Source organism: Caulobacter sp. (genome assembly GCF_049283275.1).
GTDB lineage: Bacteria > Pseudomonadota > Alphaproteobacteria > Caulobacterales > Caulobacteraceae > Caulobacter.
This window is the reverse complement of the sequence record NZ_JBAPVS010000047.1, coordinates 1-11,751: the sequence shown is the minus strand read 5'-3', so window position 1 is coordinate 11,751 and position 11,751 is coordinate 1. Positions and strand designations below refer to the sequence as shown.

The window sequence follows — 11,751 nt, the reverse complement described above, 5'->3', positions numbered from 1 at the left end:
GGCTACGCCCGGGAGCTGGTGGTTGCGTCCGCCACGGCGTTCACCCGGGCGCCCAAGGGTTGGAGCGCCGCCGAGGCCGCGACCCTGACCTGCGCGGGCGTCACCGCCTGGCGGGGCCTGGTGGGGGACGGCGCTCTCAAGGGGGGCGAGACGGTGCTGGTGCAGGGCACGGGCGGGGTGTCGATCTACGGGCTGCAGATCGCCAAGGCCTTCGGGTGCAGGGTGATCGCCACCTCGTCGTCCGACGAAAAGCTGGAGCGGCTCAAGGCGCTGGGAGCCGACAGCCTGATCAACTACAAATCCGAACCCGACTGGGGAAAGGCCGTCCGCAAGCTGACCGACGGTCGCGGCGTGGACCACATCCTGGAGATCGGCGGCGCGGGCACCTTGCCCCAGTCCATCGTCGCGGCGCGCAATGGGGGTCACATCGCCCTGATCGGGGTCCTGGCCGGCGTCGCGGGTCCGGTGCCGACCGTGGCGATCATGGGCAAGCAATTGAAGGTCATCGGCCTGACCGTCGGCAGCCGCCGCCACCAGCTGGACATGATCCGGGCCATCGACGTGGCGGGCTACCGGCCGGTCCTCGACAAGCATTTTCCGCTCGAACAACTGGCCGACGCCTTCCGCCATCAGGCGTCGGGCGGCCATTTCGGCAAGATAGTCGTCGATATCTGAAGCCGGGACATGCCCTTGCGGCGTGTCCCCAAGTCTTGAATCCGGGATGCTGATGAGGACACGCCGCAAGGGCATGTCCCCGATCTCAGTTCAGTCTGAGCCGCATGCGTTCGCGTGCGGCCCCTTCCTAGTTGAGTCTGAGCCGCATGCGTTCGCGTGCGGCTCGGGCCGCGATGGCCGCCCCGCCGTCCAGAACCTGGGCGCGCGACAGGGCCTGCAGGGCTCCGGCTAGGGCGCCCTGGCCCTCGCGGGCGGCGGCGACGTCCAGCCAGGGATGGTGGTCGGTGGGGTCCAGCAGGGCGCGGCGCAGGGCCGAGCGCTCGGCCCGGGCCCAGTCTCGGGCCTGCTGGGCGCGGGCGAAGATGTTGTTCTGTAGACGGATCAACACCGCGCGATCCGAGATCGGGCTCATCAGCACGTCCAGCTTGGCGGCGACGTCGGGCATCAGGCCGGTGCGCAAGGCCCGGCGGGACAGCTCGGACGGCAACACCACCCGCCCCTCGCTGAACGGATCCAGCGCCAGCGGCCCTTCCTCGGTCTCGATGCGCAGCAGGAAGTGGCCCGGGAAGTCGACGCCGTGCAGCTCCAGCCCGCAGGCCCGGCCGGCGTGCAGGTAGAACACCCCCAGGGTGACGGGCAGGCCCTTGCGACGCTCGGCGACGGAGATCACATCGGCGTTGTCGGGGTGGTCGTAGGTGATCAGATCGCCCGACAGCCGCAGATCGCCGGCCATGGTCTCGGCCAGGGCCTCCTCGGGGGATTCGCTCTTCAGGCGCTCGGTGAGACGCTCGACCGCGGTCTTGGCCATGTCGAGCACGGGGGCCAGGTCGCGGTCGGGATCGTCGTGCACCGCGCAGGCCAGAGCGGCCTCGAACAGCGGAAAGGCCTTGTCCGAACGTTCGCCGGCGTCGGTCAGCAGGGCTTCAGCCTCTTCCCGCGTCATTGACCGTCATTCCGCGTGTTGGGCCAGGCGTTGGGCACGTGACGCGGACGGCGGCCGGGCGCCAGGGCGATCAGGTCCAGGCGCACGACGGCGTCGCGCAAGCCGGCGCGGTGGGCGGCGATATGCGCGCCGGCGCGACGCAGGCGGGCGCGTTGCTCATAGGTCACCGCGTCCAGCGCCGCCTCCAGACTGGTCCTGCTCTTGACCTCGACAACGGCCAGCACGCCGCCGCGTTGCGCCAGCAGGTCGATCTCGCCCAGCGGGGTGGCCAGGCGGAAGCCGAGAATCCGATAGCCCTTGGCCATCAGCCACAGGGCCGCGACCACCTCGGCGCGCCGCCCCGACAGACGGGCGGCGGCCCCGCGAGCCTGACGTTCGGAACGAACCGGGCGGACAACGCTCATCCGGCCTCCTTCATCGCCAGGGCCTGGCGGTAAAGGTCCTTGCGCGACAGCCCCAGGGCCTTGGAGACCTCCGAGGCGGCCTCGCCCAGCGGCAGGCGCGACATGGCTTCGCGAAGAGCGGTCTCGGCGTCCGCGGCGGTGGCGACCTCGTCCTGGCCGGGGCCGACCAGGATGACGATCTCGCCCTTGGGGGCCTCGAACCGGGGATCGGCGGCCAGCTCATCGAGCGGGCCGCGAATGCAGGTCTCGTAAAGCTTGGTCAGTTCGCGGGCCACCGCGCCGGGTCGCGGGCCGAACACGGCGGCCATGTCGGCCAGGCTGTCGGCCACCCGCGAGGCGCCCTCGTAGAAGATCAGGGTGGCGCGGACATTGGCCAGGTCCTGGAAGAAGGTCTTGCGCGCGGCGGTCTTGGTCGGCGGGAAGCCGGCGAACAGGAAGCGGTCGGTGGGCAGGCCGGCCAGGGTCAGGGCCGCCAGGGCCGCCGAGGCGCCGGGGATCGGGAAGACCTGATGGCCGGCCGCGATCGCCGCCTGGGCCAGGCGCAGGCCGGGGTCGGAGACCATCGGCGTGCCGGCGTCCGAGACCAGGGCGACCCGCTCGCCCGCCTCCAGCCGCTCCAGGATGCGCGGCGTCTCGCGGTCGGCGACGTGCTCGTCATAGCGCTGCAGCCGCTTGGAGATGGCGTAGGCGGCCAAGAGCTTGCCCGATACGCGGGTGTCCTCCGCCAGCAGGACGTCGCAACCGGCCAGCACGTCCAGGGCCCGCAGAGTGATGTCGCGCAGGTTCCCGATCGGCGTCGCCACCAGATAGAGCCCCGGCGCCAGCGGCGCGTCGGACAGGGCGGGCGGGGCTAGCTGGCGGCTCAAGGGCGAACTTTCCGACAAGCTGGGCCCCACAAAACTTGGGACCGACACGAACTGGTGCGTCAAAACACGTTTACGCAAGCTAATCCGACAGGGTTATCAAGTCGCCAGCGTTCCTGTCAGCCGGTCCAGGACAAGACGGCCGGATCGCGTGGCGCGGAGCCGAACCCTATCGTCAACGAGAAGATTCGCCTCGACCAGGGTTTTCACCTTGGGCGTGTCCGGCGACAGGTGAAGGGCGGCGATCTCGGCGAAGCTGACGCCGTCGTCGATGCGCAGCCCCAGCAACAGGCGCTCCTCGGCCGCCTCCAGCGGGGTTAGGGCCTCCTGCTCGAAGCCGACCCCGCTCTCGGTCACCGCGCGGATGTAGTCGGCGATCTTGCGTTGGGCGGTCGTGGCCAGCTTGCCCTGATCGAGAGTCAGGCGTCCGTGCGCCCCGGGGCCGACCCCGACATAGTCGTGGCCGCGCCAGTAGACGAGGTTGTGGCGCGAGCGGGCGGCCTCGCCCCGGGCGTGGTTGGAGACCTCGTAGGCGTCGAAGCCGGCAGCCTCCAGCACGCTCTGCGTGGTCTCGAACAGGGCCGCGGCCAGGTCTTCGTCGGGCACGACAAGCTTGCCGCGGCCGACGGCGCGGTCGAAGGCGGTGCCGTGCTCGATGGTCAGCTGGTAGGGCGAGACATGCTCGGGTCCGTAGGCCAGCAATGCGCCGAGCTCGGCGGTCCAGGCCTCCACCGTCTGGCCGGGTCGGGCGTAGATCAGGTCGGCCGACAGGCGCGGGAAGGCCTTGGCCGCCACGGCGATCGCCCGGCGGGCCGAGCCGGCGTCATGATTGCGGCCCAGCAGGGCCAGGGCCTCGTCGTCCAAGGCCTGGACCCCCAGCGACAGCCGCGCCACCCCCGCCGCCGCCAGGGCCATGAAGCGGTCGGTCTCGGCGTCGGTCGGATTGGCCTCCAGGCTGATCTCCAGGTCGTCGACCGGGGTCCACAGCGCCTTGGCGGTCTCGATCACCCTTGCGACCTGGGCCGGATCCATCAGCGAAGGCGTGCCGCCGCCGAAGAAGATCGACAGCAGGCGGCGCGGGCCGGTCAGGTCGCGCTGGGCCTTCAGGTCGGCGACGATGGCGTCGGCCAGGGCCGCCTGCTCGTCGGTCCGCCCCCGGTCGCGCACGACGTTGAAGTCGCAATAGGGGCAGATCCTGGCGCAGTAGGGCCAGTGGACGTAGACGCCGAGGGGCTGGACATCAGGCATGGCGCACCGAGGCTCCCGCCCCTCCAAAATCCGGCTTATGCGAGCATAAGCCCGGCCGAACAAGGATCATCCGCTGGTCATCCCGTTCACAAGGACCGCCCGCCCCGGCTTTTTTGGTGAAGACCGCCTTTAAGGCTGGAGCTTTAGCTCGCGGCGGGATAGCGCCATGCTGAATTTGATCGGAGGGCCAACTTGAAACGCGTGATCCCGTTGAAGGCCGGCCTGGCGCTGGCGGCCTTGTTGTCTTGCGGCCTGGCCCAACCGGCCCCAGCGGCGCAGAAGCCCGTGGTCATCCCGCTATCGCCCTACCTGGGCGTGGTCTGGTCTCTGCAGGCCCAGGTCAAGGGCAAGGCCGAGACCTTCCTGTTCGACAGCGCCGGCGGCTTCACGGTCATCACGCCCCAGACCGCCGCCGAGATCGGCTGCGAGCCCTGGGGCCAGGTCACAGGCTTCCGGATGCGCGGCGACCGCGTGGACGTCAAGCGCTGCGACAGCCTGGGCTTCACGGCTGGCGGCGCGGCGTTCAGCGCGCCCACGGCGGGGGTGTGGGACTTCTCCCACATGCTCCCAAAGGATGCCCCGCCCCTGGCCGGCTCGGTGGGCTTGGACGCGTTCGCTGGTCGGACGATCACGATCGACCTGGCCGGCAAGCAGCTGGTGGTCGAGACGCCCGAGAGCCAGAAGGCCCGGATAGCGGACGCCCGGGAAGTCGAGCTGCGCCTCAGCCGCGAGGCCTCTGGCCTGGCCCTGACGCCGTTCGTCGCCGTGGAGACACCCAAGGGCAAGATCTGGATGGAGCTGGACACCGGCAGCGACGCGGCGCTGATCGTGGGCGCGCACAACGCCGCGCTGCTGGGGATGATCGACGAGGGCAAGGCCGCCCAGCCCCTGCACGCCAAGCTGGCCGGCGGCGTGGGCTTGGACACCGAAATCGCCCGCGCCATGCCTATGATCCTGGATGGCAACATCGGCGCGCCAATCCTGGCCCAGTGGATCGTGACCTTGGACCTAGCCCACGGCCGCGCCTGGATCGCGCCGGCCAAGCCTCAAGGCCGACCTTAGTCAAACAGCGCCGCCTTCAGCTTCTCGAACGCCACGGCCCGGTGGCTCATGGCGTCCTTGGCGGCCGGCGCCATCTCGCCGAAGGTCTGGTCAAAGCCGTTCGGGATGAAGATCGGGTCGTAGCCGAAACCCTGGTCGCCGCGCGGCGGGAAGGTCAGGGTCCCGTGGACCTCGCCCTGCACCACCACCGCCGGTCCGCCGTTGGGCCAGGCCACGGCCAGGGCGCAGGTGAACCAGGCGGCGCGCTCTTCCGAGCCCGTCTCCTCGATCCGCTCGGCGACCTTGTCCATGGCCACGGCGAAGTCCTTGCCGGGTCCGGCCCAACGCGCCGAATAGATGCCGGGCGCGCCATCGAGGGCGGCGACCGACAGGCCCGAATCGTCGGCCAGGGCGATCTGGCCCGACAGGTCCGCCGCGTGACGGGCCTTGAGCAGGGCGTTGCCGACGAAGGTGGTCTCGGTCTCGTCCGGCTCGGGCAGGCCCAGCGCCCCGGCCGCCAGCACCTCGAAACGCCCGTCCAGCAGCGCCGCCAACTCCTTGGCCTTGCCGGGATTATGCGTCGCCGCGACGAGCTTCGTTCCAGCTTCAAGCTTCAGCGTCATCGCGCGGCTCCTTTCGAACAATCCCACATGCGGCCTCTCTACTCCTCCAGGTCACCCTTCGGCCGCAAGGCTCAATGCAGAGGACTCCGCCGCCGCAAGGCGAAGTGTATCCCCTAGGATACATTTCACTTGCACGCCGCCGTATCCCGTGAGATACAAACGCCATGATCGAGGTCCAGGTCACCGACGAGTTCACCGCATGGTTCGAGGGGCTTAAGGATGCCCGCGCCGTTCATGCGATCACGGCCCGCCTGACCCGCTTCAGCTACGGCTTGATGGGCGATGTCCGCCCGATCGGTGAAGGGATCAGCGAAGCCCGCGTTCACTACGGACCCGGCTTCAGGATCTACTTCGTGCGACGGGGCGACATGCTCATCGTGGTCCTCTGCGGAGGCGACAAGCGAACACAAGACAGGGACATCGAGAAGGCCAAAGCCCTGGCGAGCGGGCTCTAAACTTCGCCAACTGGTTTTCGCCGAACCCCCAACCGAAGAGACGCCTGATGACCAGTACGAAGACGACGCCGTTTGATGCGGCGAAATACATCGACACTCCCGAAGCTGTCACCGCCCTCCTAGAGGACGCGCTGGCGACCGGTGATGCGGGCTATGTCGCGCATGCACTCGGCGTCATCGCCCGATCCAAAGGCATGACAGCTGTCGCCGAGAAGGCCGGCTTGGGCCGAGAGAGCCTATACAAGGGGCTGAGAGAAGGCGGGAATCCTCAGTTGGAGACCGTTCTGAAGATCGTGGCCGCGCTGGGTCTTCGGCTGAAGCCAGCTCCGGTCGAGGTCAACGACGCCGCTTAAGTCGACCGTCTGGACACCGCTACCCCCGCGATGGTGGCCCCGGCGCCACACCTTGGATAATCCGTTCGGTGAGCGCGATCATTACAGAGGTTTAATATCGTTTATCGATAAGCGACATTGGCGGTGGTGGAATCGGTCCCTATGTTCGCGCCATGGGAGACACGCCATGTCGGCGCGGTCCCGCACCCGACCCGAAGGCCTCTGTCATGCCCGCCGCCAGACTGTTCCGCATCGTTGACGCCGTCGCCATACGCCTGGCCACGCTGACGCTGATCGTCGGTCTGCCGCTCGCCGCCGTGACCTTCGCAATCAAGACGTTCTAACCCGAGGTCATGCCCGCCTTTGACCCGCCCCGATCCGCCGGGGCATGGTCGGCGTTTCTGCGTGAGGGGAAGAGCGGATGCGCGCCTTGGGGCCAGGCTCGGTATCGAGCTTTCTGAAGATCATTCTCGACGTGATCTATGTGGGTTTGTGGGTTTGGGTCAGCTTGCTGGCGATCTTCACGGTCGCGGTGCTGCTGCTCAGCTTCAATCCCGAACTGATCACCTCGAAACTGCATATCGGCAGCTCGATCGACGAGCTGATCAGCAAGGGACCGCTGTTCGCCGGCGCGCTGGGCGCCTGGGCGTTGCTGTCCGGCGGCTGGATGGTGATCGTCGAGCGCCTGCGGCGGGTGTTCGCCACCCTGACGGCGGGCGATCCGTTCCATCCGGACAATGTCCGCCGCTTGCGGGTGGTGGGTCTGGTTCTGGCCGCTCTTGAGATCGGCCACTACATCTTCGCCGCCCTGGCCAAGTGGCTGGCGCCGGACACCAAGATGGTCGACGGCTCGTTCAGCCTGAGCGCCTGGTTCCCGGTCCTGGTGGTGTTTGTTCTGGCCGAGGTCTTCCGCGAGGGCGCGCGCCTTCGACGGGAGGCTGAACTTACAATCTGACGCGGAGACGAAAGAACCCATGGCGATCCGCGTGCAACTGGACCGCATCCTCCTGGAAAGGCGGATGTCGCTGACCGAGCTGTCGGACCGGGTCGGCGTGACTATCGCCAACCTGTCGATCCTCAAGACCGGCAAGGCCCGCGCCGTGCGCTTCACCACGCTGGACGCCCTGTGCCGCGAGCTGGACTGCCAGCCGGGGGATCTGATGACGTATGAGCCGGGGCCGGGGGACGTGCACGAGGAGGACTAAATCCTTCTCCCCTTGCGGGAGAAGGTGTCGGCGAAGCCGACGGATGAGGGGCCTCTCCAAAGCAAAAGCCGCGATCAGCCGAAAGGCCGGTCGCGGCTTTGTCGTTCTTCAACCCTCACCCGACCTCCTTCGGAGGCCGCCCTCTCCCGCAAGGGGAGAGGGATTTGGGCTACTTCGCCGCCGAAACCGCCTCGAGCTGCTTGATGAACAGCTCGCCGATCCCCTTTTCCGCCAAGGCGAACAGCTGGTCGAACTCGCCGCGGGTGAAGCCGCGCTTCTCGCCGGTGGCCTGGACCTCGACGATGTCGCCGGTGTTGGTCAGCACGAAATTGCTGTCGGCCTCGGCGCTGGAGTCTTCCTCGTAGTCGAGGTCGAGCACCGGGGTGTCCTTGAACACGCCGCAGGAGACGGCCGCCACCTGGCCCTGGATCGGGTCGACCTTCAGCACGCCCTCCTCCAGCAGATAGTTGACCGCCAGGCGCAGGGCGACCCAGGCGCCGGTGATGGCGGCGGTGCGGGTGCCGCCGTCGGCCTGGATGACGTCGCAGTCCAGGCTGATCTGGCGCTCGCCCAAGGCCTTCATGTCGACCACGGCGCGCAGGGAGCGGCCGATCAGGCGTTGGATTTCCTGGGTGCGGCCGCTCTGCTTGCCCTGGGCGGCCTCGCGCCGGCCGCGGGTGTGGGTGGCGCGGGGCAGCATGCCGTACTCGGCCGTGACCCAGCCCGCGCCCTTGTTGCGCATCCAGCCGGGGACGCTTTCCTCGACCGTGGCGGTGACCAGCACCTTGGTGTGGCCGAAGCTGACCAGGCACGAACCTTCGGCATAACGGTTGACGCCCGTTTCCAGCGTGACTTCGCGCGTTTGGTCTGGGGCGCGTTCGGACGGACGCATGGGAAACTCCGGGGCTTTGCGTGATAGGATGGGGCCGCTTATCCTAGTTAAGACGGTCGTCCAATCCCGGCGAAATCCGAGGGACCCCCATCGGTCCGCGTTCGAAGGCTACATGACACAGCTGTTTTCGGGGTTTTCCGCTCAGACTCCCAGCCTCACGGACCTGGACGCCCGCGCCCGCGACATTTTCCGGCGGGTGGTCGAATCCTATCTGGAGACCGGCGAACCCGTGGGATCGCGGACCATTTCGCGCGGCGGGGTTCAACTGTCGCCGGCCTCGATCCGCAACACCATGCAGGACCTGGCCCATCTGGGCCTGCTGGACGCCCCCCACACCAGCGCCGGCCGCATCCCCACCCATGCCGGCTTGCGGATGTTCGTCGACGGTCTGCTGGAGGTCGGCGACATCGGCGAGGAGGAGCGGCGGACCATCGAGTCGCGGCTGTTCGCCCACGGTCGATCCTTCGAGGACGCGATGGGCGAGGCCAGCGCCATCCTGTCGGGCCTGGCCGGCGGAGCCGGCGTGGTGGTCGCCCCGGTCCGCGAGGGCGGGGTCAAGCATGTGGAGTTCGTGGCCCTGGGCGCCGACCAGGCCCTGGCGATCATGGTGTTCGACGACGGCACGGTCGAGAATCGGCTGATGAAGCGCGCCGCGGGCGTCACCCCCGCCTCGCTGCAGGAGGCCTCCAACTTCCTCAACGCCCGCCTGCGCGGCCGCACCCTGAACGAGACCAAGGTCGAGATGGCCGCCGAGCTGGACACCGCCCGGCGTGAGCTGGACGCCGCGGCGGCGCGCTTGGTCGAGGACGGCCTGGCCGCCTGGAGCGGCGGCGACGACCCCGACCGCGCCCTGATCGTTCGTGGCCGAGCCAACCTGTTGGCCGACGACAGCGCCCGTGAGGACCTGGAGCGCGTGCGGCGGCTGTTCGATGATCTGGAGCAGAAGGGCCAGCTGATCGGCCTGCTGGACGACGTGCGCACCGCCGAGGGCGTACGCATTTTCATCGGGGCCGAAACGCGACTCTTTTCGCTTTCGGGTTCCTCCCTGATCGCGGCGCCCTATATGACGGGCCGACAGAAGGTGTTGGGGGCGATCGGCGTGATCGGCCCCACCCGCTTAAACTATGCCCGGGTGATCCCGCTGGTGGACTATACCGCCCGCGTGCTCGGCCGGATGATGGACGGATAGGGACTGATCGAATGACCGACGAACAAACGCCGGCCGAAGACGCGGCCTTCGAGGCCGACGACGCTTCGCAGGAAATCGAGGCGCTGAAGCTGGAAGTGGCCGCCTTGAAGGATCAGGCGCTGCGCGCCTTGGCCGACGCCGAGAACACCAAGCGCCGGGCCGAGCGCGAGAGCAACGACGCACGCGCCTACGCCATCCAGAAGTTCGCCCGCGACCTGCTGGGCGTGGCCGACAACCTGTCGCGCGCCACGGCCCTGAGCCCGCGCGACTCGCAGGATCCGGCGGTGACCAACTACATCATCGGCGTCGAGATGACCGAGAAGGAGCTTTCGGGCGCCTTCGAACGCAACGGCCTGAAGAAGATCGACCCGACCAAGGGCGAGAAGTTCGATCCCCACCTGCACCAGGCGGTGATGGAGCAGCCTTCGGACGAGGTCGCGGCCGGCGGCGTCATCCAGGTGCTGCAGGCGGGCTACGAGCTGATGGGCCGCCTGGTCCGCCCGGCCATGGTCGCCGTGGCCGCCAAGGGCTCGACGGGTCCGGGCGCGCCGGCCGAACCGACGGCTGGGCCTAACCCGTACGCCAGCAATGGGGCGGACACGGGCGGGGCGTTCGACACCAAGGCTTAGTTTCCTTCTCTTCCATCCCTTCATCCCGGCGAAAGCCGGGACCCAAGCGGGGCATGCGGGCCTTGGCTCAGAGCCTCGTTCGGATCGTCAGCTTGGGTCCCGACTTTCGTCGGGATGAGTGGAATTGAGGGGGAGAGTCAGCCCCGCATATCCCCCGCGATCAAGTCCGCCAACCCCGCGGCCCCCACCACCGCATCGGCCCACGTCACCTCGAAGTCCGCGTCGTCGCCGTAGTACGGGTCGGCCACGGACTTGCCGCGACGCCCCTCCACCACGTCCAGCAGCAGCAACAGCGCCGCCGTTCCGTCCGACGGCTGGATGCGCCGGAGGTCGGCGAGATTGTCGCGGTCCAGCGCCACCACGTGCGTGAACCGGTGGAAATCCTCGGGCTTCACCTGTCGGCCTCGATAACCGGAAATGTCGACGCCCTGCCGCCGCGCCACCGCCTGGGCCCGGCGGTCAGGCGGATCGCCGACGTGCCAGCCGCCGGTGCCGGCCGAATCGATCTCGACCTCCAGGCCGCGGCGCTCCGCTTCCACGCGGAAGGCGGCCTCGGCCAGGGGCGAGCGACAGATGTTGCCCAGGCAGACGAACAGGACAGAGGGCAGGACGGCGGCGCGCTTCACGGACGGCCTTTCGGGGAAGGGGCTTCGACTATGGGGCGAGCGGCGGCTTGCGCGCGGCCCCGGCAAGCCCAACATGTAGCCTCGCCCATTCCCCTGACGAAAGGCCGTCTTCCCATGACCACCGAAACCGCGATCCTGGCCGGCGGCTGCTTCTGGGGCGTCCAGGACCTGCTGCGCCGCTATCCGGGCGTGCTGAAGACCCGCGTCGGCTATTCCGGCGGCGACGTGCCCAACGCCACCTATCGCAACCACGGGACCCACGCCGAGGCGATCGAGATCATCTTCGATCCCGCCGTGATCAGCTATCGCCGGATCCTGGAGTTCTTCTTCCAGATCCACGACCCGACCACCCTGAACCGCCAGGGCAACGACCTGGGCCTCAGCTACCGTTCGGCGATCTTCTATGCGAGCGACGAGCAGAAGCGGATCGCCGAGGAAACGATCCAGGATGTCGACGCCTCGGGTCTGTGGCCGGGCAAGGTGGTCACCGAGGTCGCTCCGGCCGGTCCGTTCTGGGAGGCCGAGCCCGAGCACCAGGACTACCTGGAGCGATACCCCGACGGGTACACGTGCCACTTACCCCGGCCCGGCTGGAAGCTGCCGCGCCGCGCCGGCAAGCTCACCTC

Annotated in this window: 16 protein-coding genes; 9 read left to right on the top strand and 7 right to left on the bottom strand. The window is 68.5% G+C overall.

Features of this window, described 5'->3' with window-relative positions; genetic code table 11:
- Positions 1-675 (top strand): zinc-dependent alcohol dehydrogenase family protein (locus WAL33_RS02565; RefSeq protein WP_422178184.1); only part of this gene is annotated, 675 nt, incomplete at its 5' end.
- A gap of 127 nt (positions 676-802) precedes the next feature.
- Here WAL33_RS02565 and WAL33_RS02560 read toward each other — a convergent pair.
- From WAL33_RS02560 to hemW, 4 genes are all read right to left on the bottom strand, one after another.
- Positions 803-1,618 (bottom strand): SirB1 family protein, encoded by an 816-nt coding sequence (locus WAL33_RS02560; RefSeq protein ID WP_422178182.1) that lies wholly within the window; start codon positions 1,616-1,618, stop codon positions 803-805.
- Entirely contained in the window at positions 1,615-2,022 is a 408-nt protein-coding gene (locus WAL33_RS02555) for a YraN family protein (RefSeq protein ID WP_422178180.1), read from the bottom strand. Before WAL33_RS02555 ends, WAL33_RS02560 begins: the two co-directional genes overlap by 4 nt.
- Positions 2,019-2,888 (bottom strand): 16S rRNA (cytidine(1402)-2'-O)-methyltransferase, encoded by an 870-nt coding sequence (rsmI, locus tag WAL33_RS02550; protein ID WP_422178178.1) that lies wholly within the window; start codon positions 2,886-2,888, stop codon positions 2,019-2,021. Before rsmI ends, WAL33_RS02555 begins: the two co-directional genes overlap by 4 nt.
- A gap of 96 nt (positions 2,889-2,984) precedes the next feature.
- Complete coding sequence (hemW, locus tag WAL33_RS02545) at positions 2,985-4,133, bottom strand: radical SAM family heme chaperone HemW (protein ID WP_422178176.1); 1,149 nt, start codon at positions 4,131-4,133, stop codon at positions 2,985-2,987.
- 192 nt (positions 4,134-4,325) lie between these two features.
- Between hemW and WAL33_RS02540 the strand changes: the two genes are divergently transcribed.
- Positions 4,326-5,195, top strand: coding sequence for a hypothetical protein (locus WAL33_RS02540; protein WP_422178174.1), 870 nt, complete (start codon positions 4,326-4,328; stop codon positions 5,193-5,195).
- Here the strand turns inward: WAL33_RS02540 and rdgB are convergent.
- Positions 5,192-5,797 carry an RdgB/HAM1 family non-canonical purine NTP pyrophosphatase gene (gene rdgB, locus WAL33_RS02535; RefSeq protein ID WP_422178172.1) on the bottom strand — a complete coding sequence of 202 codons (606 nt, stop codon included), beginning with the start codon at positions 5,795-5,797 and terminating at the stop codon, positions 5,192-5,194. The genes WAL33_RS02540 and rdgB overlap by 4 nt on opposite strands.
- A gap of 164 nt (positions 5,798-5,961) precedes the next feature.
- Here rdgB and WAL33_RS02530 point away from each other — a divergent pair, with 164 nt between their 5' ends.
- From WAL33_RS02530 to WAL33_RS02515, 4 genes are all read left to right on the top strand, one after another.
- Positions 5,962-6,252: a type II toxin-antitoxin system RelE/ParE family toxin gene (locus WAL33_RS02530; RefSeq protein WP_422178170.1), complete on the top strand. Its 291-nt coding sequence runs from the start codon at positions 5,962-5,964 to the stop codon at positions 6,250-6,252.
- Between the two features lie 47 nt (positions 6,253-6,299).
- Positions 6,300-6,605, top strand: a complete 306-nt coding sequence (locus tag WAL33_RS02525; RefSeq protein ID WP_422178169.1) for an addiction module antidote protein — start codon at positions 6,300-6,302, stop codon at positions 6,603-6,605.
- Between the two features lie 400 nt (positions 6,606-7,005).
- Complete coding sequence (locus tag WAL33_RS02520) at positions 7,006-7,539, top strand: DUF2975 domain-containing protein (protein WP_422178167.1); 534 nt, start codon at positions 7,006-7,008, stop codon at positions 7,537-7,539.
- A 19-nt stretch (positions 7,540-7,558) separates the two neighbouring features.
- Positions 7,559-7,789, top strand: a complete 231-nt coding sequence (locus WAL33_RS02515; protein WP_056444069.1) for a helix-turn-helix domain-containing protein — start codon at positions 7,559-7,561, stop codon at positions 7,787-7,789.
- 169 nt (positions 7,790-7,958) lie between these two features.
- Here WAL33_RS02515 and rph read toward each other — a convergent pair whose 3' ends face one another.
- Positions 7,959-8,681, bottom strand: a complete 723-nt coding sequence (gene rph, locus WAL33_RS02510) for a ribonuclease PH (protein WP_422178165.1) — start codon at positions 8,679-8,681, stop codon at positions 7,959-7,961.
- A gap of 112 nt (positions 8,682-8,793) precedes the next feature.
- Between rph and hrcA the strand changes: the two genes are divergently transcribed.
- Positions 8,794-9,870: a heat-inducible transcriptional repressor HrcA gene (hrcA, locus tag WAL33_RS02505; RefSeq protein WP_422178163.1), complete on the top strand. Its 1,077-nt coding sequence runs from the start codon at positions 8,794-8,796 to the stop codon at positions 9,868-9,870.
- 11 nt (positions 9,871-9,881) lie between these two features.
- Positions 9,882-10,499: a nucleotide exchange factor GrpE gene (gene grpE, locus WAL33_RS02500; RefSeq protein WP_422178161.1), complete on the top strand. Its 618-nt coding sequence runs from the start codon at positions 9,882-9,884 to the stop codon at positions 10,497-10,499.
- A gap of 137 nt (positions 10,500-10,636) precedes the next feature.
- On the opposite strand, the gene WAL33_RS02495 is transcribed toward grpE, so the two are convergent.
- Complete coding sequence (locus WAL33_RS02495) at positions 10,637-11,125, bottom strand: low molecular weight protein-tyrosine-phosphatase (protein ID WP_422178159.1); 489 nt, start codon at positions 11,123-11,125, stop codon at positions 10,637-10,639.
- A gap of 114 nt (positions 11,126-11,239) precedes the next feature.
- Between WAL33_RS02495 and msrA the strand changes: the two genes are divergently transcribed.
- The coding region (msrA, locus tag WAL33_RS02490; RefSeq protein ID WP_422178157.1) for a peptide-methionine (S)-S-oxide reductase MsrA at positions 11,240-11,751 on the top strand (512 nt) is incomplete at its 3' end.